The 23,853-nt window shown below is 68.1% G+C and carries 23 protein-coding genes, 2 pseudogenes and 1 other annotated feature; of the genes and pseudogenes, 24 read left to right on the forward strand and 1 reads right to left on the reverse strand.

Translation table 11 applies throughout. The features are described from left to right. Positions 1–114: 114 nt before the first annotated feature. From IM777_RS00400 to IM777_RS00510, 23 genes and pseudogenes are all read left to right on the forward strand, one after another. Positions 115–1,304 (forward strand): annotated as a pseudogene (locus tag IM777_RS00400) (IS3 family transposase); the annotation flags it as partial. 380 nt (positions 1,305–1,684) lie between these two features. Next, positions 1,685–2,579 (forward strand): IS5 family transposase gene (locus IM777_RS00405; protein ID WP_194384183.1). Its coding sequence is split into 2 segments (ribosomal slippage): positions 1,685–2,035 and positions 2,037–2,579, totalling 894 coding nucleotides; the frame shifts between segments, so codons are not numbered across the junction. Then, on the forward strand, positions 2,518–3,315 hold the full coding sequence (locus IM777_RS00410; RefSeq protein WP_194384184.1) for a class I SAM-dependent methyltransferase: 798 nt from the start codon (positions 2,518–2,520) through the stop codon (positions 3,313–3,315). Before IM777_RS00405 ends, IM777_RS00410 begins: the two co-directional genes overlap by 62 nt. After that, positions 3,282–4,582 (forward strand): IS3 family transposase gene (locus IM777_RS00415; protein WP_390178949.1). Its coding sequence is split into 2 segments (ribosomal slippage): positions 3,282–3,561 and positions 3,561–4,582, totalling 1,302 coding nucleotides; the frame shifts between segments, so codons are not numbered across the junction. The genes IM777_RS00410 and IM777_RS00415 overlap by 34 nt, the downstream gene beginning before the upstream one ends. Continuing rightward, positions 3,560–3,712: a sequence feature (AL1L pseudoknot), on the forward strand. It overlaps the preceding gene by 153 nt. A 414-nt stretch (positions 4,583–4,996) precedes the next feature. Next, positions 4,997–5,380: a Cd(II)/Pb(II)-sensing metalloregulatory transcriptional regulator CmtR gene (cmtR, locus tag IM777_RS00420; protein ID WP_194384185.1), complete on the forward strand. Its 384-nt coding sequence runs from the start codon at positions 4,997–4,999 to the stop codon at positions 5,378–5,380. Positions 5,381–5,499: 119 nt separating this feature from the next. After that, positions 5,500–7,515, forward strand: a complete 2,016-nt coding sequence (locus IM777_RS00425) for a heavy metal translocating P-type ATPase (protein ID WP_194385376.1) — start codon at positions 5,500–5,502, stop codon at positions 7,513–7,515. Positions 7,516–7,559: 44 nt separating this feature from the next. After that, entirely contained in the window at positions 7,560–8,027 is a 468-nt protein-coding gene (locus tag IM777_RS00430; RefSeq protein WP_194384186.1) for a hypothetical protein, read from the forward strand. Positions 8,028–8,118: 91 nt separating this feature from the next. Then, positions 8,119–8,787, forward strand: coding sequence for a DsbA family protein (locus IM777_RS00435; protein WP_194384187.1), 669 nt, complete (start codon positions 8,119–8,121; stop codon positions 8,785–8,787). Between the two features lie 26 nt (positions 8,788–8,813). Then, entirely contained in the window at positions 8,814–9,806 is a 993-nt protein-coding gene (locus IM777_RS00440) for a flavin-containing monooxygenase (RefSeq protein WP_237673316.1), read from the forward strand. 10 nt (positions 9,807–9,816) lie between these two features. Next, the gene (locus tag IM777_RS00445) at positions 9,817–10,545 is read left to right on the forward strand and encodes a copper resistance CopC family protein (RefSeq protein WP_194384189.1); all 729 of its coding nucleotides are present in this window, start codon (positions 9,817–9,819) and stop codon (positions 10,543–10,545) included. Then, the gene (locus IM777_RS00450; RefSeq protein ID WP_194384190.1) at positions 10,535–11,077 is read left to right on the forward strand and encodes a signal peptidase II; all 543 of its coding nucleotides are present in this window, start codon (positions 10,535–10,537) and stop codon (positions 11,075–11,077) included. The genes IM777_RS00445 and IM777_RS00450 overlap by 11 nt, the downstream gene beginning before the upstream one ends. After that, the gene (locus IM777_RS00455) at positions 11,074–11,409 is read left to right on the forward strand and encodes a DUF6804 family protein (protein WP_194384191.1); all 336 of its coding nucleotides are present in this window, start codon (positions 11,074–11,076) and stop codon (positions 11,407–11,409) included. Before IM777_RS00450 ends, IM777_RS00455 begins: the two co-directional genes overlap by 4 nt. Then, positions 11,406–12,011, forward strand: coding sequence for a TlpA family protein disulfide reductase (locus IM777_RS00460; protein WP_194384192.1), 606 nt, complete (start codon positions 11,406–11,408; stop codon positions 12,009–12,011). The genes IM777_RS00455 and IM777_RS00460 overlap by 4 nt, the downstream gene beginning before the upstream one ends. Further along, positions 12,008–12,772 carry a cytochrome c biogenesis CcdA family protein gene (locus IM777_RS00465; RefSeq protein ID WP_194384193.1) on the forward strand — a complete coding sequence of 255 codons (765 nt, stop codon included), beginning with the start codon at positions 12,008–12,010 and terminating at the stop codon, positions 12,770–12,772. The genes IM777_RS00460 and IM777_RS00465 overlap by 4 nt, the downstream gene beginning before the upstream one ends. After that, a complete protein-coding gene (gene resB / locus IM777_RS00470; RefSeq protein WP_194384194.1) occupies positions 12,753–14,444 on the forward strand; it encodes a cytochrome c biogenesis protein ResB in 1,692 nt (563 codons plus the stop codon). Before IM777_RS00465 ends, resB begins: the two co-directional genes overlap by 20 nt. After that, positions 14,441–14,701 carry a TFIIB-type zinc ribbon-containing protein gene (locus IM777_RS00475; protein ID WP_194384195.1) on the forward strand — a complete coding sequence of 87 codons (261 nt, stop codon included), beginning with the start codon at positions 14,441–14,443 and terminating at the stop codon, positions 14,699–14,701. The genes resB and IM777_RS00475 overlap by 4 nt, the downstream gene beginning before the upstream one ends. Before the next feature lie 21 nt (positions 14,702–14,722). Then, positions 14,723–15,664, forward strand: coding sequence for a cytochrome c oxidase assembly protein (locus tag IM777_RS00480; protein WP_228480878.1), 942 nt, complete (start codon positions 14,723–14,725; stop codon positions 15,662–15,664). Continuing rightward, positions 15,664–17,277, forward strand: coding sequence for an apolipoprotein N-acyltransferase (lnt, locus tag IM777_RS00485; protein WP_194384196.1), 1,614 nt, complete (start codon positions 15,664–15,666; stop codon positions 17,275–17,277). Before IM777_RS00480 ends, lnt begins: the two co-directional genes overlap by 1 nt. A gap of 98 nt (positions 17,278–17,375) precedes the next feature. Continuing rightward, on the forward strand, positions 17,376–18,647 hold the full coding sequence (locus IM777_RS00490) for a M23 family metallopeptidase (protein ID WP_194384197.1): 1,272 nt from the start codon (positions 17,376–17,378) through the stop codon (positions 18,645–18,647). Positions 18,648–18,818: 171 nt separating this feature from the next. After that, positions 18,819–19,535 (forward strand): M23 family metallopeptidase, encoded by a 717-nt coding sequence (locus IM777_RS00495; RefSeq protein WP_228481168.1) that lies wholly within the window; start codon positions 18,819–18,821, stop codon positions 19,533–19,535. Positions 19,536–19,571: 36 nt separating this feature from the next. Beyond that, complete coding sequence (gene ccsB, locus IM777_RS00500; RefSeq protein WP_194384199.1) at positions 19,572–20,579, forward strand: c-type cytochrome biogenesis protein CcsB; 1,008 nt, start codon at positions 19,572–19,574, stop codon at positions 20,577–20,579. Positions 20,580–20,615: 36 nt separating this feature from the next. Further along, positions 20,616–20,906: pseudogene (locus tag IM777_RS00505) on the forward strand (cytochrome c oxidase assembly protein); the annotation flags it as partial. 34 nt (positions 20,907–20,940) lie between these two features. Then, positions 20,941–21,336, forward strand: a complete 396-nt coding sequence (locus IM777_RS00510) for a DUF4307 domain-containing protein (RefSeq protein ID WP_194384200.1) — start codon at positions 20,941–20,943, stop codon at positions 21,334–21,336. A 46-nt stretch (positions 21,337–21,382) separates the two neighbouring features. Here IM777_RS00510 and IM777_RS00515 read toward each other — a convergent pair whose 3' ends face one another. Then, positions 21,383–23,416, reverse strand: a complete 2,034-nt coding sequence (locus IM777_RS00515) for a heavy metal translocating P-type ATPase (protein WP_194384201.1) — start codon at positions 23,414–23,416, stop codon at positions 21,383–21,385. Between the two features lie 78 nt (positions 23,417–23,494). Here IM777_RS00515 and IM777_RS00520 point away from each other — a divergent pair, with 78 nt between their 5' ends. Next, entirely contained in the window at positions 23,495–23,836 is a 342-nt protein-coding gene (locus tag IM777_RS00520) for an ArsR/SmtB family transcription factor (RefSeq protein ID WP_194384202.1), read from the forward strand. Positions 23,837–23,853 lie beyond the last annotated feature (17 nt).

Genomic DNA, 23,853 nt, shown 5'->3' on the forward strand with positions numbered 1-23,853 from the left:
GACACGCTCGGGGTACTGCTCGTACACGCTGACACGCACGGTGGCGTGGACTATAAGTCGACCGATGTGAATCGCCCTGGGTTTCGTTCCGTTCTTCAAGCAAGGATGGAATCGATGAATCAGAAGTACTCGGTGGAGATGCGCGAGCGCGCGTTGCGGATGCTGGATGAGGCCAAGCCCGACCACCCGAACCTGATGGCCGCGGTGCGGCATGTGGCGGGCCTGCTGGGGATGAGCCCGGAGACATTGCGGGTGTGGCATCGGCGTCGCGAGGTCGACGCCGGCGTCCGTCCCGGTGTGCCGACGGACGTCGCGGCGGAGAACGCGCAGTTGCGTCGCGAGAACGCGGAGCTGCGGAAGGCGAACGAGGTCCTCAAGGCCGCGAGCGTGTTTTTCGCGAAGGAGCTCGACCGCCCCTCGACGAGATGATCCGGTTCATCGACATGCACCGGGATCAGTTCGGGGTCGAGCTCATCTGCCGCGTCCTCAAGGATGCGGTGCGAGGGTTCCTCACCTCCCGCGGCTACCGGGCCGCGAAGAGCCGCCCTGCCTCGGCGCGGCAGCTGAAGGACGAGCTGCTGGTCGGGGAGATCAGGCGGCTGCACGCGGAGAACTACGGCGTGTACGGGGTACGGAAGATGCATGCGCTGCTGCGCCGGCAGGGGTGGGATGTCGGCCGCGACCAGACCGCCCGCCTGATGCGGCTGGCCGGGGTGCGTGGGGTGAAGCGGTCGAAGAAGGTGTTCACTACGAAACCGGACCCGACAATCCCGCAGCCGAAGGACCTCGTGAAGCGGAACTTCACCGCCCCCGCGCCTCGCAGACTCTGGGTCGCGGACATCACCTATGTCGCAACATGGGCGGGATTCGCCTACGTCGCGTTCGTGATCGACGTGTTCTCTCGCATGATCGTCGGCTGGAACGTCGCGTCGACATTGAAGGCCGACGTGCTGCCGTTGCAGGCGTTGAACATGGCCGCTTTCAACGCCACGGGAGCGCTGGACGAGCTCGTCCATCACGCCGACCACGGCTCGAACTACCTCTCGATCGTCTACACCGATCGGATCGTCGAGCTCGGAGCGAAGCCGTCCACCGGGACCGTGGGCGACTCGTTCGACAATGCCCTCGCCGAGGCGGTGAACGGGCTCTACAAGACCGAGCTCATCCGCCGCCAGGGCCCGTGGCGGACCATCGAGCAGGTCGAGCTCGCGACGCTCGAGTACGTGTGGTGGTGGAACAACCAACGCCTCCACGGCGAGCTCGACTACCGTCCACCCGTCGAGGTCGAGGACGCGTACTACGCTGACCTGGAATCAGCCCAGCCGGTGATCGCCGGACAGGGAACCGATAGGAACGAAACCCAGGGCGATTCACCTGCAAGCCGGCCTGCAGCATCCGACGGAACACGTCGGAATGGGCCAGGTCGGGATCGGCGAGGACTTCGCCGATCAGGGTCGTCAGGGCAGACTGGTTCTGGGTCATCGTGGGATCACTCTTCTTGTCTCTTGGCGGAAACAGCTGGGCTCCCACGATGGCCCATCAACGTCTACGACGACGAGGACCCCGCGGGAAGTGACACCACGCTATGGGACTCACCCGGGATGGTGAAACGTGGCAGGCACTTGGCCCCGAGCCTAGGGCGTGTCTGACAAAGGCTGAGGCTGTCGGCTGAGAGCCTGATTTCGTGTCGCGGTTTCAAGTGCTCTCGGATGCTCAGTGGTCGCTGATCGAGGGGATGCTGCCGCGTCCGACGGGCAGGCCGGGGCGGAAGTTCTCTGACGCGAGGACGATGGTCGAGGGCATCGTCTACCGCTACCGGACGGGAGTCGCGTGGAGGGATCTGCCAGAAGTGTTCGGCCCGTGGCAGACGGTGTGGACGTGGAATAACCGGATCGCGACGGACGGCACCTGGGATCGCGTGCTCGCGAAGCTCACCGCCGTCGCAGACGCGGAAGGGATGATCGACTGGTCGTTGTCGGTGGACTCCACGATCGCCCGCGCGCATCAGCACGCGACGAACACGACCCGGCTCACAGGGGGCTGGATCGAATTACACGAATCCGGCCGTCGAGCCGCCTGACCACGGCATCGGCCGCTCGCGCGGCGGACTGTCGACGAAGATCCACCAGCTCGTCGACGGCAACGGGTTGCCTCTGGTCACGCTTGTGACCGCGGGGCAGGCCGGTGACTCGCCGATGTTCCTCCCGCTGATGGCGCAGCTGAAGGTGGGGCGCGATGTGGGTCGGCCGCGGACTCGCCCAGACTCGATCCGTGGCGACAAGGCGTACTCTTCCCGCGCGATCCGCGGCCACCTCCGCTCCCGCGGGATCAAGGCCGTCATACCGGAGCCAGCGGATCAGAAAGGGCACCGCAGGCGGCGTAGTTCACACGGCGGCAGGCCCGTCGCGCTCGATGCCGCCGACTACAAGAACCGCAACGTGATCGAGCGTCGCTACTGCCACATCAAGCAGTGGCGCGGGCTCGCGACCCGCTACGACAAGCATGCAGTGATCTATCGTGCGGCCGTCGTCCTCAACGCTGTCATTGCTTGGGCCAAGGCGCTGTCCAGCAGACGCTGATGCGGGTATCGTCTTTCGCCTCATGATGCGGAACTGGTTCAATCCGTCGCGCACCGCCCGCCTTGGAAGGCGCGGGCGACGGCGTCGTTGGATTGCCGTTGCAGGTCTCGGGCTGGCCATTGCGGCCGCGTTCTTGGTGCGGCGGCGCGAAGCTTCCGGTGCTGGCAGCGGAGTGCTGGACGCCGAAGCCGTGCGCGGGCTCTACGACCGGGTCGCTCCTGTCTACGACGTACTGTCCTGTCCATACCGGCTCATCGACGGTCGCCGTCTTGTCCGACGGGGAATCCGCGATCTGGAGTTGCGGCCGGGCGACACGGTCGTGGATCTCGGCACCGGCACCGGCTGGGCGCTGCCACGGCTGGCCGACGCGGTCGGACCGTCCGGACGCGTGATCGGAGTCGATATCTCCCTCGGCATGCTGGAGCGCGCCCGCCGCCGCGTGAAGGGCCGCGACAACATCAATCTCGTCCACGCCGACATCGCGGATTACCACCTTCCTCGCGGAACCCGAGGAGTGCTCGCCGCGTTTGCGATCGAGATGCTGCCCGACTACGACGCCGTGATCGCCCGGCTCGTACGAGAGCTGCCTGCCGAGGCTTCCATCGCCGTGACCGGTCTTCGCGATCCTGATCGGTGGCCGGAATGGCTCGTGAAGCGCCCCGGGTGTGATGGAGGCTCTCAAACCTGTGAAGGGTGGGAGTCATGGCAGCACCACGGAAGTACAGCGAGGAGCTGAAGGATCGGGCGATGCGGATGGCGTTGGACGCGCGTCGAGATCCTGAGTCGAGGGTCGGCGCGATCAAGCGGATTGCGGACCAGCTCGGGATCCATCCGGAAGCGTTACGGACCTGGGTGCGGCAGGCCGAGGTCGACGACGGCATCGCGCCGGGCACGACGACCGCGGACGCGCAGCGGATCGCGGACCTCGAGCGCGAGGTGCGGGAGCTGCGTCGCGCGAACGAGATCCTCAAGACCGCGTCGGCTTTTTTCGCGGCGGCGGAGCTCGACCGCAAGCTGAAGTAGCCGAGGTGCCCACCGCGGTGCTCGTCGAGTACATCGACGGGCACCGCGACCGGTTCGGGGTCGAGCCGATCTGTCGTGTCCTGCGTGACGCGGGTATGCAGATCGCCCCGAGCACCTACTACGCCGCCAAGGTCCGCCCGCCGTCGGCGAGGGCGGTCAGGGACGCGGCACTGACCGTCGACATCCGGGTCACGCATAAGGCGAACCTTGGCGTCTACGGGGTGCGGAAGATCCACGCCGAACTGAATCGGCAGGGCGTGGAAGTGGCCCGCTGCACGGTCGAGCGGCTGATGCGGCAGGAAGGGATCCAAGGGATCCGGCGCGACAAGTCCCGCCGCACGACGTTCGGCGACGGTGCGGAGACGGAGCGGCCGCTGGACCTGGTGGAGCGGCGCTTCGAAGCGACCGCGCCGAACCAGCTCTGGGTCGCAGATCTGACCTACATCCGCACCCACGCCGGCTGGGTCTACGCCGCGTTCGTCCTGGACGTGTTCAGCCGCCGCGTCGTGGGCTGGCAGGTCTCCACGAGCATGCGCACCGATCTCGCTCTCGACGCACTGGACATGGGCTTGTGGGAACGGCAGCGCGCCGGCCAGGACGTGTCCGGACTGATCCACCACTCCGACCGCGGAGTTCAATATCGAGCCATCCGCTACACCGAACGCCTCGCCGAAGCCGACGCGGTCGCCAGCGTCGGCTCCAAGGGCGATTCGTGCGACAACGCGATGGCCGAGGCGCTGAACTCGCTGTTCAAAGCCGAGTGCATCCGCAACCCGGTCATGCGCCCGAAGGGCGGCTGGGCATCGATCCGCGATGTCGAGATCGCCGTCGCGGAGTACATCGACTGGTACAACCACCGACGCCTTCACGGCGAGATCGGGATGACCCCGCCCGTCGAAGCAGAGGCCGTCCACTGGGCATCCCAGGCAGCGGTCGAATACGCTCAAGAACACGTCCCCGCCGGGGCCGGAACCAACTAACCGAGCCTCCACGAAACCCGGGGCGCTTCACTCGTGCGTTTAGGATCGGCACTGAACCGTCCTTTCGGGGTATCGAACGCCTACCGCAACCACCGACCCTGGGAATCCGTTGCGCGGCGCGCAGCCCGAGCAACGTACGTCGAGGCCCTCGGCGGCGCGATCTATCTTGCCGTTGGCGGTTCGTCGGAAAAGGCGGCGGGGACACCGTCATGGCCGAGTCACACTCTGTGATCTACGGAGAGAAAGCAGCCGCTCGACGGCGGCATGCCTGGACTCGGACATTGTCAGACACGCCCTAGCCGCTACGACCCCTCCGCCCAAACACACCGGAGGGCCCGCACGTATTGGGTGCAGGTCCGCGAGCATCTCGGGGCCGCGACCGCAACACTACAGCAATGGATGTATAGTCATCGCATGCTGACTCTTGCGTCTCGAGTTGATGTGATGAACCGTCTCGGTCGCGCGATGGCCGACCCCACCAGATCCCGTATCCTGCTGGAGCTGCTGTCCGGCCCAGGCTACCCGGCCCGATTGTCCGAGTCCCTTGGGCTGACCCGCACGAACGTGTCCAACCACCTGACGTGCCTGCGGGGCTGCGGGATTGTGGTGGCCACCTCGGAGGGGCGGCAGACACGGTACGAGATCGCTGACCCGCACCTGACCCGCGCGATCACGATCCTGGTCGACACGGTCCTCGCCTACGACGACGGCGCCGCGTGCGCGAACGAGAACTGTGACGTGCCGCTGTGCTGCGGCCCCTCCGCCTCGATCGGCGACCAGGTGGAGGGAGCGCTGTGAGCGATGAGTGCTGCGGACCAGACGAGCCGCGCAAGACCACGACGATCGTGAAGCGGCTGCAGCTGAGCAAGCCGCTGGCCACCGGCGACGCCTGCTGCGGCCCGGTCCACGAGCCGGCCATGGCCGGCAAGGCACGTCGCGCACACCACGATGCCGGTGACGCATGCTGCGGACCCGACGAGAAGACCGCCACGCACGCGCCCGGTCACGACGACCACGATGATGACGACGGACTCGAGGTGCGGCCGCCGTGGTGGCGGGACACCGCGCTGCTGCCCTCCGCGATCGCCGGGGTCACCCTGCTGGCCGGGTACATCTTCGCGTGGACCGGCATCCCGATCCCGGCGCTGATCCTGCAGTGGGTCACCCTGCTGGCCGGGGCGTACACGTTCGTGCCTAGTGCGATCCGCCGCCTGTTTCGGGGCAGGCTCGGCGTGGGGCTGCTGATGACGATCGCCGCGATCGGAGCGGTGCTACTGGGTCACGTCGGGGAGGCGGCAACACTGGCGTTCCTGTTCTCGCTCGCCGAGGCACTCGAGGACCGTGCAATGGATCGCGCGAAGGAGGGGCTGCGCGCACTGCTATCCCTCATTCCCGAGACCGTTCGGGTCTCGCGCCTCGCGGGAGACGTCATAATCCCTGCGGCGGAGGTGCGTGAGCTCGACATCTTCGTCGTCGGCGCCGGTGAGCGGATCGCCACTGACGGCGTGATCGTGGAGGGCCGCTCGAGCCTGGACACATCCGTGATCACCGGTGAGTCCATTCCGGTGGAAGTCGGTCCCGGCGCCGCGGTCGCCGCGGGCTCTGTGAACGGGTCGGCGACGTTGCGGGTGGAGGCGACCGCGGATGGGCGCGACAACTCACTCACGCAGATCGTCGCCCTTGTAGAGCAGGCTCATGCTCGCAAGGGCGAGCGGGCACGACTGGCGGACCGGATCGCGCGGCCGCTCGTGCCGGCGGTGCTGATCGCGGCCGCGCTCGTCGCGCTGTTCGGTCTGGTCGTGGGCGACCCGTGGACGTGGATCGAGCGGGCGCTCGTGGTGCTGGTTGCGGCATCCCCGTGCGCATTGGCGATCGCGGTGCCGGTGACGGTAATCAGCGCGGTCGGGTCTGCATCGAAGTTCGGGGTGGTGATCAAGTCCGGGGAGGCCTTCGAGCAGCTCGGCACGATCCGCACCGTCGCCCTCGACAAGACCGGAACCCTCACCCGCAACGAGCCGACCGTCGTCGACGTGCGCCCCGCTCCCGGCATCAACCGGGACGAGCTGCTCGGCTGGGCCGCCGCGCTAGAAGCGACGAGCACGCACCCCCTGGCTGCGGCGATCGTCGCCGCCAGTCCCACGACCCCCACTGCGGCCGATGTGATCGAAGAGGCCGGGCGGGGCATGACCGGACGCGTCGATGGGCGCGCCGTGCGAGCGGGCAACGCCCGCTGGCTCGACCCCGCCGCGCTCCGGGACGCGGCCGAAGAGATGGCCTCCAAAGGTATGACCGTCGTGGTCGTCGAGGCCGAGGGGCAAATCGCCGGTCTCATCGGGGTGCGGGACGAGCTTCGCGCAGAATCGGCCGAGACGGTGCGGATGCTGCAGGCTCAGGGCATCGAGACGGTCATGCTCACCGGCGACAACGAACGCACCGCCCGCGCGATCGCCGGGGAGGCGGGGATCACCGACGTGCGTGCGGAACAGCTGCCCGCGGATAAGGCTGCAGCGATCGAGACTCTCGTGATGACGCGCCCGACTGCGATGGTAGGCGACGGCATCAACGATGCGCCCGCGCTTGCGACCGCGACGGTGGGGATTGCGATGGGCCTGAAGGGATCGGCCGCGGCCATCGAGTCTGCCGATGTCGCCTTCACTGGCCACGATCTGCGTCTCATCCCCGGGGCGCTGGCACACGCCCGCCGAGGTCGGCGGATCATGACCGTCAACATCGGCCTCGCCCTGGCGATCATCATCGGACTCTTCCCCCTTGCACTGTTCGGTGTGCTCGGACTGGCGGGCGTCGTGCTGGTGCATGAAGTCGCCGAGGTCATCGTCATCCTCAACGGTGTACGCGCCGCTCGTCGCCCCCGCTCGGTCCCCGCCGCTCACGATTCTGCGTCTGTGAAGGAGCCTCACCTGGTAAGTGTCTGAGCCTGTTTACAGACCTGGAATAAACCCACGGTAAGCTTTCGGTGATGATCCCGACGACTCGAACCCAGCACAATACTGTGCTGAGCGAGCGTCTTCTGATAACGAGGATCATTACTGGTCTAGGGTTGGCACTCCTGCTCGTGCTGGGCATCGCCGCTGCAGGACACCTCGAGACCGATGGCACCACACCTGTGCCGCTGGGAATATCCGCACTCTTGGACCCGCACGTCGAGCCGCTGAGCGACAACGCTACCGATCCGAGCGGCGCCGGCGAACATCAAGCGGCGGTTGGCGAATCCTCGGGGACCAGCGCTCTGATGGGGGCAGCGCTATGTGTTCTCGGGGTTCTCTGCGGGCTGGTGTTCGCAGTGCTGACTCACCGGCTGTGGCGTCGCCGCGTCCTTCCTGAACGCGGGATCTGGCCGCGGATACTGTCGCTCTTTCCCCACCCGTCGACATTTTCGCGGGTGCGCACCCTCTCACTGACGCAGCTGAGCATCTCCCGAACCTGACATTCGGCATGCCGTCCTCTCTGGACGGCGCTTCGCCCCGGGCTCACGCCCGGGTCCTGTCATGCGCCGTGTCTTGGTTTGGAGTACCCGAATGAAAACCCCTGTGAAAGCGACGTTGATCTCCGTCGCCGTTGTCGTCGTGCTGGTGCTGGTCGCGATCATCTACGCCCTGGCCAATCAAAGCCCCGCCCCACCCCCGGAGGAAGGAAGCAGCACCGGCGGCTCCTCCGTGGTGCGGGAGAGCTCGCACGTGCTGGACGACGGCGGACCGGATGCGGTGACCGTCGTGGAGTTCCTGGACTTCGAGTGTGAGGCGTGCGGGGCGTTCTACCCGATCGTCGAAGACCTGCGCGAGACGTACGCCGGTCAGATCACCTACGTGGTGCGGTACTTCCCCCTGCCCGGTCACTTCAACTCGAAGAACGCGGCGATCGCTGCGGAAGCGGCCGCACAGCAGGACCGATTCGAGGACATGTATCACCGGCTGTTCGAGACACAGGCGGAGTGGGGCGAGGCGCAGGAATCCCGCGCCGACCTGTTCCGCGGCTTCGCCGAAGAGCTCGGACTGGACATGGCCGCCTACGACGCAGCCGTCGCCGATCCCGCCACCACCGAACGGGTGGAGCTCGATTTCAACGAGGGACGCGCTCTCGGAGTCGACAGCACGCCGACCTTCTTCCTCGACGGGGAGAAGCTCGATCTGCAGACGCTGAACGACCTCGAAGACGCCATCGCGGCTGCCGTCTCCGGTGGTCAGTGATGCGGACGGGCCTGTCACACCGGCGAGTGATCATCGTCGGAGCCGGGCAGTCGGGACTAGCCGTTGCCGCGGCGTTGAACGCCGAGGGTCTGCGTCCGCAGCAGGACTTCGTCGTGATCGACGCCGCCGGCAAGGGGCAGCGCAGCTGGGCATCCCGATGGCATTCGATGGAGCTGCTCAGCGACGCCCGGCATAGCGCGCTCCCGCCTCGCGGACTCCCCGGGGATCAACGCCGGCGTCCCCGCGTAGACGAGATCGTCGACTATCTCACCTTCGTCGAGGCGGGCCTCCGCGTCGAGACGGTCTGGGGTGTCCGCGCCACCGGGGTAGAGCGTCCCGGCACCGGAACCACACTGCTGCTGTCCACCACCGCAGGGGAGGTGCAGACCCGCAACGTCGTGTGCGCCACCGCCGCCGCGGCGTATCCGCGCATGCCGGAGTGGGCCGCACGTGTGAGCGTCCCTGGCATCGTGCTGCACAGCAGCGACTACCTGTACCCGAACCAGATCCCGCCGGGCAAGGTGCTCGTCGTAGGAGGCGGCAACAGCGGCGTGCAGCTAGCCCGTGAGCTGACCGCGTCTCACACGGTCACCATGTCCGTGCGCAGCCCCCGCCGACACCGGCCGAGCAGCAGCTACCCGGCAGCTGCTGGACCGGCCGTCTCGTGGCTTACCCGCCGGCGGCATCCCGAACCGATCTTCAGCGACAGCTACGACCAGCTGCGACGCGCCGGCGTCACCATCGTCCCCGCCGCAACCGCCGCAGACGGTGGCGTGGTGACACTCGCCGATGGCAGCGAGCTCGCACCGGACTCCGTGATCTTCGCCACCGGCTACGAACCGGGCGACGACTGGCTGCCCGATGCCGCGCGCACCGATCGGGCAGCCCGCACCCAGACCGGGATCCCGGGACTATTCGTGGCCGGCATGCCGCAGTACAGCGGCCGCGGCGCAGACACGATCACCGGGGTCTGGCGAGACGCCACCACCATCGCCCACCACATCATCAACCGTCCCTGAAAGCCACGCCATGACACCCTCCTCACCTACCGACACCAGCCCGGGCATCGCGCGGATGCCGCACAGGTTCCGCCCGGCCGCGTTCCTCGGCCTGTTGGCAAGCCTGCTGCTGGCAGCCGGCATAGTGCTCTCCACCGCATCGTCCGCGGCCGCTCACGACAGCATCGTCTCGGCCACCCCCGAGGCTGACGCGACCATCGGCGTGGTGCCGCAGGAGATCTCGTTGACGTTCAGCGGCGAAATCCTCACCGTGGGCAGCGCCGTCGTCATCGAAGTGATCACCCCGGGCGGTCAGAACCTCGCGACCGAACAGCCGCAGATCGACGGCACGACGGTCACTCAGGCTCTCACCGGCGATCAGGAGCCCGGTCTCTACACGGTGCGGTGGCGGGTCGTCTCCAGCGACGGCCACCCCATCAGCGACGAGTACACGTACACCCTCGAATCCGCCGCGATCCCCGACAACACCCCCACTCCCGCGCCCACCGCCACAGAGCACACGCCCGAACCATCTCCCACATCCTCCACCGCCGAATCCGCGGATGACGGCTACGGCGGTCAGGCCTCCGGCGGGGGAGAGATCTTCCCCGTTCTGGCTGTCATCAGCGGTGTGATGATCGTCGGCGGGGCACTGGTCGTGGTGCTCATGGTGGCCAGGGAACGGCGCCGCCGCGACCGCGCCGCCGCAGCAGCGGCCCAGGCAGATTCCTCGACGAGTGGCAAGACAGATGGCTCGTAACCGAGGCACACGACTCGCGATCGCCTGCGTGATCGCCGCGGTGGTGGTGCTGATCGACCAGGCCACCAAGGCGGCCGCGCTGTCCGGGCTGAGCACGGAGCAGCGCATCCCGCTGCTGGGAGATCTGCTCGGGCTGCAGCTCGCGTTCAACCCCGGTGCGATCCTCTCCCTCGGCGCCGGGTTCACCGGGCTGCTCACCCTCCTCGGGGTGGCTGCCGTGGTGCTGCTGGTGATCGCCGTCGTCCGAGCTCGCACCGTGTGGTGGGCCGTGGGGCTCGGGCTGATCCTGGGCGGCGCGATCGGGAATCTCATCGACCGACTGTTCTCCCCGCCCGGGTTCGGTGTCGGGCACGTCACCGATTTCCTCGCCTACGGCACCTGGTTCATCGGTAACCTCGCCGACGTCGCCCTCGGCGCGGGCGTCATCGTCCTCGTCGGCGTGCTGTGGGCACGGCGGCGAGCTGCCACCGCGCAACGCGCCGACACGACGCAGGACGGGCAGGAGCCCGTCGCGGAGGGGCAGAGACCATGATGGCCAAGCAACGAGTGCCGTCCGTCTATCAGCGCAATGCGTTCGCCCCGGGATTGCTCGCGGCGGTCGTCCTGTTCCTGGCCCCGGTGCTGATGGGCGGAGACTGGTTCCTGCTGGTGCTGTTCGTCGCCGCGATCCTCGCCGTCATCGTCGGCTGGTTCGCCGTGCAGGCTCGGCAGTGGTGGTGGCTGCCGGTGTTCGCCGCGATCGCGGTGCTGTGGAACCCGGTGTTCCCGTTCCCGTTCTCCGGGCCGGTGTGGACGGCCGCGCAACCGGCTGCCGCGGTGGTCTTCCTGGTCGCCGGAGCGATGATCAAGGTCCGCCGCTCGTGACCCGCGGCCGCGTGTTCGCCGCAGCCGTGGTGCTGCTGGCAGTCGTCGTACTGGCCGGGTGCGCGAGCAGCGATTCGCTCGCCCAGCAGTACCGGGACGGGAACGAGAAGGGCTACATCGCCGGCGAGTTCCAAGTGGTGGAGATCCCGGAGCCCGACCGCGGCGAACCGGTCGCGTTCGAGGGGGTCACCGAAACCGGCGAGCGCGTGTCCAGCGACGACTACCGCGGCGGGGTGCTGGTGGTGAACTTCTGGTACGCCGCATGCGGACCGTGCATCGTCGAGGCGCCGCTGCTGGAAGAGGTCTGGCAGGAGTACCAGGACCAGGGCGTCTCGTTCCTCGGCGTGAACACCTACGACCAGCCCGCCACCGCCCTGTCGTTCGCCCGTGACAACAACGTCACCTACCCGAGCGTGATCGACGTGAACGACGGCAAGGTCAAGCTCGCGTTCGCCCAAGTCACCCCGATCCAGGCCACCCCCACCACCCTCGTGCTCGATCGGAACGGGAGAGTCGCCGCCCGGGTCATCGGGCAGCTGGCCAGCGCCTCCATCCTGTCCACCCTGGTCGCCGACACCCTCGCCGAGGAGAACCCGTCATGAACCCCGGGCAGCTGGTCGTCGACGGCGCCCTCTGGATCGCGATCCCGATCGCGGCCCTCGCCGGCCTGGTCTCATTCCTCTCCCCCTGCGTGCTGCCTCTGGTGCCCGGTTACCTCGGCTACCTCGGCGGCGCCGCCGGCAGCAACCCAGGTGCCGCCGCGACCGGGTCGACGGTCACAGCGGAACGCACCCGCCTGCTGCTGGGGGTGGGCCTGTTCATCGCCGGGTTCACGGTGGTGTTCGTCACAGTGACGATCCTGGGCGGCACGTTCGGGTTCCTGCTGCTGCAGTACGGCAACATCCTCACCCGGATCCTCGGGGCGGTCGTGATCGTGCTCGGCCTGGTGTTCATCGGGTTCTTCGGCATCGCCCAACGCACCCTGCGCCCCCGGGTGCAGAGCCGCGCCGGCCTGATCGGCGCCCCGCTGCTCGGGTTCGCGCTCGGAGTGGGGTGGACCCCCTGTATCGGTCCGACGCTCGCGGCGATCCTGTCGATGTCGTGGAACCTTGGCGACCCCGCCCGCGCCGGCCTGCTCGGTCTTGCCTACTCGCTCGGGTTGGGCATCCCGTTCCTGCTGCTCGCCGTGGGCTGGGGATGGGCGTCCCGCTCGGTGTCGTTCCTGCGCCGCCACATCCGCGCCCTGAACATCGTCGGCGGCGCCCTGCTGGTGCTGCTCGGAGTGCTGATGGTGACCGGGCTGTGGACCACGCTGATGTCTGCTCTGCAGCAGGTGGTGATCAATGTTCCCGCCCCGCTCTGAGACCGACACGGTCGTCGACCCACTGCGCCCCGCCGATCACCTCGACTCCGACGCCCCGTCCGAGATCACCGGTCCTGCCCTCGGCATGGTGGGTTGGGCACGGTGGGCGTGGCGGCAGCTGACCAGCATGCGTACCGCCCTGGTGTTGCTGCTGTTCCTCGCGATCGCCGCCGTCCCCGGGTCGCTTTTCCCGCAACGCACCGCCGACCCGAACGGGGTCACCCAGTGGCAACGCGACAACCCTGACGTGTTCCCGTTGGCGGACGCGGTCGGCCTGTTCGACGTGTATTCCTCGCCGTGGTTCTCCGCGATCTACCTGCTGCTGTTCGCGTCCCTTATCGGCTGCGTCATCCCCCGCGCCAAGCACCACTACAAGGCGCTTCGGTCCCTGCCGCCGCGTACCCCCGCACGACTGTCCCGCCTAGTCGACTACCAGGACACGACGGTCGCGGCCGATGAAGCCGCCCCGGATCCGGCGGAGGAGGCGGTGCGGCTTGCGGAGCATCAGCTGCGCCGCGCCGGCTACCGGGTGCACCGATACGACGGACCGGGATGGGCGTCGGTCTCGGCCGAGCGTGGGTATCTGCGGGAGACCGGCAACCTGGTCTTCCACGTCGCCCTGGTCGGGGTGCTCGCCTCGGTCGCGATCGGCGGCGGGTTCGCCTACACCGGGCAGCGTGTCGTGGTGGAGGGCACCACGTTCGTCAACGCGCTCAGCGACTACTCCTCGTTCAACCCCGGCCGGTTCGTCGACGGCGCCGGCTTGGCCCCGTACTCGCTCACCCTCGACGACTTCCGAGTCTCCTATCAGCTGCCCGGCAGCCCGGGGGCCGGGCAGGCGGGTGACTTCTCCGCCGACGTCACCATCCGCAGCGCCGGTGAGGACGCCCGGGCGGAGAGCGTGATCGTGAACTATCCGATCACCGTCGCCGGCGACCGCATCTACCTGCTCGGCAACGGGTACGCCCCGACCCTCACCGTCCGTGATGCCGCAGGAGAGATCGTGTGGAGCGAATCGCAGCCGTTCCTGCCGCAGGACTCGAACATGACCTCGCTCGGGATCATCAAGATCCCCGACGGGCTGCCCGAGCAGCTCGGCCTGGTCGGCTTCTTCTATCCCACCCAGGGTGTGCTGCCCTCCGGCGCGTTCACGTCGGTCTATCCGGACGTGGTCAACCCGGTACTCACCCTCAACGTGTTCAGCGGCGACCTCGGCATCGACGACGGCACACCCAGGTCGGTGTACACCCTCGAGGTCGACGGACTCACCCAGCACACCGGCGGCGACACCGGCCTGGACTCCCTCGAGCTCACCCCCGGCGCCACCGTGGACCTGCCCAACGGGTGGGGAACGATCACCTGGGAGGCGGCGTCCGAGCAGGAGCCGGTGAAACGGTTCGCGTCACTGCAGATCCAGAACGACCCCACCAGCGGATGGGTGCTCGCCTTCGCGATCCTCGCCACGGTGGGACTGTTCGCCGGACTGTTCGTGCCCCGTCGACGCATCTGGGTCAAGGCTCGCACCACCCCCGAGGGCGTGCACGTCGAATACGCGGGACTCGCCCGCGGCGAAGATCCCACGCTCCACAAGGCCGTCCGCGACATCGCGAACGACCACGCCGCCGCCCTGGATCGCGCGCGCGGCGCGAACCCCGAAGGAGGAACCCGATGAAATGCCCCGTTGATGACACTCAGCTCCTGGTGAGTGAGCGTTCCGGCGTCGAGATCGACTACTGCCCAGGGTGCCGTGGCGTCTGGCTGGACCGCGGCGAGCTGGACAAGATCCTCGACCGTGCCACCGACACCCGCGCCCCGAGCAATCCCGCACCCGATAGCCGGGACTCCCACCACGGCCGAAGCGACTCCCACCACGGCCGGAACGGGCGCCGCCGCCGCGACGGCTTTCTGGGAGAGCTGTTCGACTTCTGATCCCCTGACAGGCATGACACCGTGAACGACTGGATCCCCGGGACGCCGCCGACTCTGCTCGGCTTCCTCAGCCCCGCACCGTTGCCGTTCCCACTGCTGCCGGTGATCGCCGCAGTGATCGCCGCCGCTTACCTGGCCGGCGCGATCCGGCTGTGGACCAGCCGGCGGCGGTGGCCGGTGTGGCGCACGATCAGCTTCCTGCTCGGGTGCCTCACCCTGGCCGCGGTCACCGGCCTGGGCGTCGAGGCGTACGGGTACGCGCTGTTCTCGGTGTTCATGTTCCAGCAGCTCACCCTCATGATGGCCATCCCCCCGCTGCTGGTGTTGGGATCCCCGGGCACGCTCCTGCTTCGAGCCACCCCCCATCACGGGCTCGGCCGGCTCGCGCTCCGGGCCGCTCACGCGGGGCTGCGCAGCCGGGTCGCGCGGTGGGCGCTGAGCCCCTGGGTCGCGCTCCCGCTGTACCTGTTCGCGTTCTACGGGCTCTACCTCGCCGACGCCGCCGACCGCATCCTGCAAGCACCCGGCGGGCATGTCGGCCTCGAGTTCGGGTTCCTGGTCGCTGGGATCCTGTTCACCATCCCGGTGCTCTCCGCCGACCCGCTGCCGGTGCGGCTCAGCCACGGCGGCCGCGCGCTGGACGTGTTCGCCGAAGCCGCCCTGCACGCATTCTTCGGGGTGTTCCTGATGATGGCCACCACGTTGCTTGTCGACGCGTTCGCCGCGCCCACGCTGGCGCTGGGCATCGACCCGATCGAGGACCAGCGTCTCGCCGGCGGCCTGGCCTGGTCCTACGGAGAAGCACCGACTCTGCTGATGCTGATGTTCGTCATGCACCGCTGGTTCCGCGACGACACCGCCCGCGACGCCGCCGCCACCCGCTACGCCGACACTCACGGAGACCCCGAACTGGACGCCTACAACGCCTACCTCGAAAAGCTCCGCCAAAAGGACAGCCGCTGATGGCCACGACTACTCTCGTCACTCCGGCTCGGCCGGTCACGACCACGGCGACGCCCGTGGATCGCACGGCGCGGCTGCCGCTGTGGGCCGCGATGGCGGTGGCGGGCGCCGGCGGGTTCGCGCTGGATCTGGCCACCCCGGCGATCGGCTGGTGGCCGCTGGCGTTGGTGGCGGTCACGATGTCGCTGATCAGTCTGATCGGCCGCAGCATCCTCACCGCATTCCTCGTCGGCACGGTCTTCGGCGTCGTGTTCTTCTTCACCCATCTGGCCTGGGTCGGGCAATTCCTCGGCCCGATACCCTGGGTCGCTCTCGCCAGCCTGCAGGCTGTCCTCTTCGGCGCCGGCGCCATCCCGCTCACCCTCGCCTACCGGTGGACCGGGCGGTATCGACCGCGCGGGACCGTGCAGCTGGTCGCCGTGCCGCTGCTGATCGGCGTCCTCTGGGCTACGCGTGAGGTCGTGATGGGGGCGTGGCCGTACGGCGGGTTCCCTTGGGTGCGGATTGGGATGACACAGGTCGAGGGCCCGTTGGCGCAGGCCGCGTCCTGGACCGGGGTGACCGGACTGAGCCTGCTGGTCGTGGCGCTGTGCGCGGGCATCCTGCAGTGGGCCCGCGCGGGCGGCCTCCGGTTCCTGCGCGGCATCATCCCCGCCGCGATCCTCACATTGATCCTCGTCGTGACACCGCAATTCCCCACCACCGACGCCGGGACACTGCGGGTCGGGTGGGTGCAAGGCAACGGCCCGGCCGGCTACTTCGATCCCAAGGCGCCCGGCGACATGCTCGCCGCGCAAACCGCCGGCTCCCGGCCGCTGCTGGGCCAGCAGATGGACCTGCTGGTGTGGCCGGAAGGCAGCGTCGATGCCGACCCGCTGCGAACCCCCGCGGTCGCGACTCAGCTGGATCGTGTCGTAGCGGGGGCGGGTGCGCCGCTGCTGATGAACGCGGCCACCACCCGCGGTGAGGACGTGTTCAACACGTCGCTGCTGTGGACGGCTGATGCCGACGCACGCCAGTGGCACGACAAGGTCAACCCGGTCCCGTTCGGCGAATACGTGCCCGACCGGTGGCTGTACGAACGTATCGTCCCCGACCTCGTCGGGCTGATCCAACGGGAGTACACCCCCGGCAGCAACCCGCCGATCGTCACCGTCAACGACATCGACGTCGGGCTGGCGATCTGCTTCGACGTCATCTACGACCAGGTGATCTGGGACAGCGCCCGCGCCGGCGCGGAACTCTACGTCTTCCAGACCAACAACGCCGACTTCCGCGGCACCGACGAGAACCTGCAACAACTCGCCTTCGCAAGGATGCGCGCCATCGAGACCGGCCGGGCCGTGGTCAACGTCTCCACCGTGGGCACCAGTCAGGTCATCGCCCCCGAGGGTGCCACGACCGACAGCGTCGGCGTCGACACCGCGGCCGCGCAGATCAGCACCATTCCGTTGCGCACCGGGCTCACCGCGGCCGTGGTGATCGGCCCGTGGCTGACATTGCTGATCCCCGTCGCCGCGTTCGTCGCCCTCACCGCGCTCGGGATCCACCACCGCGCCCGGCCCGCAGCCCCTCGTGTACACGCCGATTCAACGAGGTCAACACGAGCATGAGACCAACAAACCCCATCGTGGATGCCCGGTCCCACCCGCCAGGTGAAGGGCCGCCGAGCACAGAGTTGGGCTGCGGCTCATCGCCTGCCGAGCAGCGGATGCTGGGGCTCCCCCTGACCCGCCGTGGGGCGCTCAGGGCGGGGCTGCTCGGTCTCGTCGCCGGGAGCTCGATCGTCGGCTCCGCGCGGCCGCTGCCCGCCTTCGCCGCCGACTACCCGTCGTGGGATGACGTGCAGGCGGCGAAGGCGAACGAGACGGCGAAGACCGCCGAGATCACCCGGATCCAAGGTCTCATCCAGAGCCTCACCAGCGACGTGCAACGTACTCGCGCGGTGGCCGAACAGGCGGCCGATGCGTTCTACACCGCACAACAGGACTACTTCGCCGCCGTCCAACGAGCTGACGCGCTCCAATCCCAGGCAGACGCCGAAGCCGAAGCCGCCGCTGAGGCCTCTGACCGGGCGGGACGGCTCGCCGCGCAGCTGTACCGCACCGGCGGCGACGACACCGCGCTGAAGCTGTTCTTGTCCGGGTCCGCGGCGAACGCTGACGATCTGCTGGCACGACTGGGCACGATGGACAAGCTCCTCGAACGCAACCAGGGCGTGTATGCCGCCGCGCTCACTGCGCGCAACGCGGCGCAGGGGTTGAGCGATCAGGCGGCCGTGGCCCGTGACGAACGTGACCGGCTGCAGCAGCTCGCCGAGCAGAAGATGCGCGAATCGCAGCAGGCCGCCGACGCCGCTCAGACGGCGCTGGACGCGCAGACCCTCCACCTCGGCGAGCTCGAAGCGCAGCTCGCCGCCCTCCAAGACACCACCGCGCGGACGATTGCCGACTATCAGGCCGGAGTAGAAGCAGCCCGGCTCGCCGAAGAGCAGCGCAAGGCCGCCGAACGCGCCGAAGCCGCACGCCGTGCCACGGAGGGGAGTGCTGGCGGCGGTGTCGCCAGCTCCGGGTGGGCACGTCCCACATCTGGACCCCGGACATCCGGCTTCGGCCCCCGCAGCTCGCAATGCGGCAACGGGTATTGCTCCACCAGCTACCACTACGGCGTCGACCTGAGCGGAGGCTGCAGCGCCGGAATCTACGCGGCCGCTGCCGGCACGGTCGTCTACGCCGGATACAACGGCGGCTACGGCAACTACATCAAGATCGACCACGGCGGCGGGATCGGAACCGGATACGCGCACATCCGCAACGGCGGGTTCTTCGTCGGCTACGGCCAGCGCGTGAACGCCGGAGATCTGATCGGCAGCGAAGGCAACACCGGGAACGCGTTCGGCTGCAACCTGCACTTCGAGGCCTACGTGAACGGCGCTCCCGTCAACCCCATCGACTTCCTGGCCGCCCGTGGCATCTCCATCTGACCCGAAACGAAGGAGGACATCATGACGGAACAGCTCACCCCCGAAGCTGACCAGCCTCAGACGCCCCCCACCCGCCGCAGCCTCCGACAACAAGGCTCTCCGCCGCGCAAGATTGTCGCCCCCACCCGGCGACAGGCCGCCGCCGCCGCGCCAGCGCGCGGACCCCGGACGATGCGTCCGGTGCGGAGCGTGGCTGCCCTCGCCATCGTCAGCGGCCTGATCGCGACGGTGGCGTTGCCCGCATACGGCGCCTGGCAGACCACAACCCCCGAGCCGCTGACCCTGCAGCAGATCGCCTCGGACAACGCCCAATCTCTCATCGTGGCGTCCGACGCGACGCAGACACAGCTCACGCGGGACAGCTACGCGGCCACCACCCAGGAGGAGATCGACCGGAAGAAGGAGGCAGAGGCGGCCGCTGCTCGCGCCCGCACCTCGACCCGCGTGGCGTCGGTGCCGTTCGACTACAGCATGGTCGCCCCCGGCAGCGGTACGGTGCGCTGGCCAGTGGGCGGCCCGTTCACCGTCACGGACCGGTTCGGCGACCGGGGCGGTGCGCACATGGGCACCGACATGGTCGCCGCCGGCGGCACCCCGGTGTACGCGTCCGTCGACGGCGCCGTCAGCGTCTCGCAGGACAGCTATGGCGGCTATGGGGTCACCGTCGTGATCGAGTCCGTCCTGAACGGTCAGCGCGTCCGCACCGTCTACCCGCACATGCAGACCGGAAGCCGACAGGTCACTGTCGGTCAGACGGTCACCGCCGGTCAGACGGTCGGGCTGGTCGGCAGCACCGGACGCTCCACCGCCAACCATCTGCACTTCGAGGTGTACATCGACGACACGGCCGTCGACTCACTGGTATGGCTCCAAGCAAACGCCGGCTGAAACCGGCATAACCCTGAAGAAGAGGACACCTACATCATGACCGGATCACTCACACTCGACGGCATCTCGCTGCTGCTGGTCTGGACCGCGATCGCTACCTACCTGCTCGCATTCATCGCCTACACCATCGACCTCGCCCGCCGCTCCGTCCCCGCCGCCGTGCCGCTGCGTGAACCGGCGCTGGTCAGCGCGGCGACGGCACCCGCGGTCACGGAGGCCTGGCAGGAACAGCACCCCGGCGCCCCCGAGCCGCGAGCATCTCAGCCGCGGCTGCTGTGGGCACGGATCGGGACGGCGCTGACGATCCTCGGTTTCCTGTTCCACCTGGCCGGCACCGTTCTGCGGGGGATCGCGGCCGGGCGGGTGCCGTGGGCGAACATGTACGAGTTCGCCCTGACCGGCACCGTCCTGATCGTCGCCGTCTACCTCGCCGTCCTGCGCCGCTACGACCTCCGCTTCCTCGGCGCGTTCCTGATCGGCATGGTGGTGCTGCTGCTGGGCGGCGCCACCATCACCTTCTACGTCGACGTCGTTCCCCTGATGGATCCGCTCAAGAGCGTGTGGCTGGTCATCCACGTATTCGTCGCATCCCTGGCCACTGCCCTGTTCGCGATCGGATGCGGCCTCTCCGTCACCCAGCTCCTGCAGGCCCGCCGCGAACGCCGCACGGCAGCCGCCTCTGCGGATGGCGCACCGCGCAGCGGCCCGCGGTTCCTGGCCACGTTGCCGCCCGCGGACGCGCTCGAGTCCCTCGCATACCGGTTTGTGATCGTCGGGTTCGTGTTCTGGACCTTCACGCTGATCGCCGGCGCGATCTGGGCCAACGACTCCTGGGGAAGGTACTGGGGGTTCGATACCAAGGAGGTCTGGACCTTCGTGATCTGGGTGCTCTACGCCGGTTACATCCACGCTCGCGCGACACGCGGCTGGCGAGGCACCCGCTCCGCGTGGCTGTGCATCATCGGCTTCATCGCGGTGCTGTTCAACTTCACCATCGTCAATATGTTCTTCAAGGGACTCCACGCCTACTCCGGCCTCAGTTGACCCCGAATAGAACCACGTTCTACTGAAACTGAAACCATCATGATGCAGTCCGGGCTGATGGTCGCCGAGTGGTTCGGGGCAATGGGGCGCACCTGGGGGGCGACACCACTGGAAGACCAGTACACCGGCGGCGGCATCGCCTGGTCGATCGGTGAGATCCCCACCCTCATCCTCGCGATCACGGTCACGATCCAATGGAGCCGCAGCGACGACCGCGAGACGAAACGCCGCGACCGGCACGCCGATCGGACGGGAGATGCCGAGCTCGACGAGTACAACGCGCGCCTACTCGACCTTGCCGCCCGAGACGCCCGCAGCCGCAGATGAGATCACCGAGAGACTCCACAGAGAAGCGCATCTGGTGACCACGAAGCAGCAGCTCGACGACCGCTATGGCCGCAGGCCCCGCCCCGCTCGCCGCCGCGCGTTCTGGATCATCGTCGGAACCATCGCTGTAGCGTCCGTTGCCGGACTGTCGTGGCTGACCATCTCCAATTCTCTCGATGACGTCGGATACGACGAGACAGGTTTCGATCTCGTCGACGCTCGCACCGTGACGGTGTCATTTCAAGCGACCCCGCCCGCTGGCATGAGCTTCGCCTGCGCGCTGCAAGCGCTCGATGAAGACTTCGGCATCGTCGGCTGGCGTGTCATCGAGTACCCCGCATCCGAGACGATCACCCGGACATTCGTCGAGACGATCCCCACCGTCGCGCAGGCCACCACCGGCACCGTTCACTCCTGCTGGGCGACCTAGCCGGAGTCCCGCCCTGCGCCGTGCTAACGGTTCTCGAGTCTGCAGCTCACGCCGTGGGCTTGTCTTCGTGGTCGATGCCGTGGTGCTCCTTGCCGCGCTCGAACGCGAGGAGCCGGAGAGCGTTGCCGACGACGATGAGCGTGGATCCTTCGTGGATGAGAACGACGGCGCCGATGTTCAGGCCGACGAAGGTGGCGATGATCAGGAAGAGGACGACGGCGAGACTGGCGATCAGGTTCTGGCGGATGATCCGGCTGGTGGCGCGGCTGAGCCGGACGGCGAAGGGGACGCGGCCGAGGTCGTCGCTCATCAAGGCGATGTCGCAGGTCTCGAGCGCGACGGTGGAGCCGGCGGCGCCCATCGCAATGCCGATGTCGGCCCGCGCCATCGCGGGCGCGTCGTTCACCCCGTCGCCGACCATCGCGATCGGCCGGTGGCTCTGGGCCAGCCGGGTGATCTTGGCGACCTTGTCCTCGGGCAGCAGCTCTCCGATGGCGGTGTCGACGCCGACCTCACGGCCGACAGCGTCGGCGACGCGCTGGTTGTCTCCCGAGATCATCACGAGCTGCCCGACATTCGCTCCGCGAAGCGCGGTGAGCACCTGGACGGATTCCGCGCGGGAGGCGTCCATGACGCCGACGAGACCGAGGAACCGGTCGCCGCGCCGCACGATCATCAACGTCTGCCCGGAGTCGCGGGCCTGTTCGTACGCCGCGTTGAGCGCAGCGGGGAGGGTGAGCTGCTGTTCGTCGAACATGCGGAGGTTGCCGACCTCCACCGTCTCACCGTCAATGGTGGCGCGCACACCCCGGCCGACGACCGCGTTCAGGTCTGTCGCTTCGACCCGGTCGGAGTCGGAGATGCGGCCGGTGAGGTCGCGGACGATCGCCGCGGCAAGGGGGTGATCGCTGAGCGACTCCACCGCGACCAGGGTCGGGATCAGCAGCGCCCCGTCGTCGCCGTCGACCGGGGCGACGGAGGTGACGCGGGGAAGGCCCCAGGTGAGCGTTCCGGTCTTGTCGAACGCTATCGCCTTAACCCGGCCGAGGGTTTCCAGTGGTGCGCCACCCTTGACGAGCACGCCGGCGCGTGCGGCGCGGGCCACCCCGGCGAGCACGGCCGCGGGGGTGGCGATCGCGAGAGCGCAGGGGCTTGCCGCGACCAGCACGGTCATGGAGAGGTAGAACGCGTCGGGGAACTGCTGCCCGAACCCGAACATCGCCACCAGCAGGGTGGCCGCGACGCCGACGATGACGGCGGGCACGTACCAGCGCTGGAACCGGTCGATGAACTGCTGGGTCGGGGACGTGGCCTGGTCGGCGGTGCGGACCAGCTCGACCACCTTGCTCAGCGTCGAGTCCGCCGCCGTGGCGGTGACCTTGACCTCGAGCACCCCCGAGCCGTTGACCGTGCCCGCGAAGACGCGGTTCGCGGCCGGCAGGGTGTCGACGGTGCGCATCGCACGCTCTGGATCGGTGACAGGTTCCTTCTCCACAGGGATGGACTCGCCGGTGACCGCCGACTGGTCCACGGCAGAGACCCCGGAGATCACGAACCCGTCCGAAGGGATTCGCGAGTTCGGACGGATCACGATAATGTCCGCGACCGCGATCTGCTCGACCGGCACCTCAACCGGCTCGCCGCCGTCACGGCGGACCAGTGCCGTGCGGGGAGCGAGTTCCGCGAGCGCCTCAATGGACTTGCTCGCCCTGCTCAGCGCGTACTCTTCCAGGGCGTGTCCCAGGCTGAACAGGAACAGCAGCACCGCACCCTCGGCCCACTTCCCGATCAGGGCGGCACCGATCGCCGCGACGAGCATGAGGAAGTCGACCTCGAACTTGCCCCGCAACGTCGAGGCGATCGCTGAGCGGAAAGTGAAGAACCCGCCGAAGAAGTAGGTGGCGAGAAAGAACACCAAGGGCAGCCCCAGCAATGGCATGCCCAGCACGAACTCCGTGATCATCCCGGCCGCGTACGTCAGGCCGGACGCGATCGCGAACCACAGCTCCCACCGAGCCGAGCCGTGCGCATGCTGCTGCACGTCGGTGGCAGATGCCGTGGTTGAAGAGGTGTTCATCATGCACCCACAGTACATCACAGTATTGTGATATGTTGTAAATGTGAATTATTATCGCGTTCGGCGGGCACAATAGTGTCCATGACACATGAGACCCTGCGCGAGGCGGCGGGCGTGCTGTCCGTAACGGAGGCCGAGCGACTTGCAGAGATCATGCAGGCTCTCGCCTCACCCGTGCGCTTGCGCATCCTGAGCGTGCTGCGCGCCCGCCCGAGCACCGTCACCGAGCTCAGCGAAGAGCTGGGGTCGGGACAGACCACCGTGTCCAACCACCTGCGACTGCTGCGCCACCCCAGCCTCGTGGTGGGCAGTCGAGACGGCCGCCACGTCCACTACGCATTGTTCGACGAGCATGTCGCGGAACTGCTGGACGAGGCTGTGGGGCATCTGTCTCACCTAGCCTCCGAATCCAAGCGGGGGTAGCGGGCCAGGTTCAAAAT

The organism is Microbacterium luteum (assembly GCF_015277875.1).
Lineage (GTDB): Bacteria > Actinomycetota > Actinomycetes > Actinomycetales > Microbacteriaceae > Microbacterium > Microbacterium luteum.

Excerpts from the sequence above, each read along its gene's own strand:
- cmtR (WP_194384185.1), top strand. The coding sequence starts at position 4,997 with ATGCTGACTCTTGCGTCTCGAGTTGATGTGATGAACCGTCTCGGTCGC.
- IM777_RS00425 (WP_194385376.1), top strand. The coding sequence starts at position 5,500 with ATGGCCGGCAAGGCACGTCGCGCACACCACGATGCCGGTGACGCATGC.
- IM777_RS00430 (WP_194384186.1), top strand. The coding sequence starts at position 7,560 with ATGATCCCGACGACTCGAACCCAGCACAATACTGTGCTGAGCGAGCGT.
- IM777_RS00435 (WP_194384187.1), top strand. The coding sequence starts at position 8,119 with ATGAAAACCCCTGTGAAAGCGACGTTGATCTCCGTCGCCGTTGTCGTC.
- IM777_RS00445 (WP_194384189.1), top strand. The coding sequence starts at position 9,817 with ATGACACCCTCCTCACCTACCGACACCAGCCCGGGCATCGCGCGGATG.
- IM777_RS00450 (WP_194384190.1), top strand. The coding sequence starts at position 10,535 with ATGGCTCGTAACCGAGGCACACGACTCGCGATCGCCTGCGTGATCGCC.
- IM777_RS00455 (WP_194384191.1), top strand. The coding sequence starts at position 11,074 with ATGATGGCCAAGCAACGAGTGCCGTCCGTCTATCAGCGCAATGCGTTC.
- IM777_RS00465 (WP_194384193.1), top strand. The coding sequence starts at position 12,008 with ATGAACCCCGGGCAGCTGGTCGTCGACGGCGCCCTCTGGATCGCGATC.
- resB (WP_194384194.1), top strand. The coding sequence starts at position 12,753 with ATGTTCCCGCCCCGCTCTGAGACCGACACGGTCGTCGACCCACTGCGC.
- IM777_RS00475 (WP_194384195.1), top strand. The coding sequence starts at position 14,441 with ATGAAATGCCCCGTTGATGACACTCAGCTCCTGGTGAGTGAGCGTTCC.
- lnt (WP_194384196.1), top strand. The coding sequence starts at position 15,664 with ATGGCCACGACTACTCTCGTCACTCCGGCTCGGCCGGTCACGACCACG.
- IM777_RS00490 (WP_194384197.1), top strand. The coding sequence starts at position 17,376 with ATGCTGGGGCTCCCCCTGACCCGCCGTGGGGCGCTCAGGGCGGGGCTG.
- IM777_RS00495 (WP_228481168.1), top strand. The coding sequence starts at position 18,819 with ATGCGTCCGGTGCGGAGCGTGGCTGCCCTCGCCATCGTCAGCGGCCTG.
- ccsB (WP_194384199.1), top strand. The coding sequence starts at position 19,572 with ATGACCGGATCACTCACACTCGACGGCATCTCGCTGCTGCTGGTCTGG.
- IM777_RS00515 (WP_194384201.1), bottom strand. The coding sequence starts at position 23,416 with ATGATGAACACCTCTTCAACCACGGCATCTGCCACCGACGTGCAGCAG.
- IM777_RS00520 (WP_194384202.1), top strand. The coding sequence starts at position 23,495 with ATGACACATGAGACCCTGCGCGAGGCGGCGGGCGTGCTGTCCGTAACG.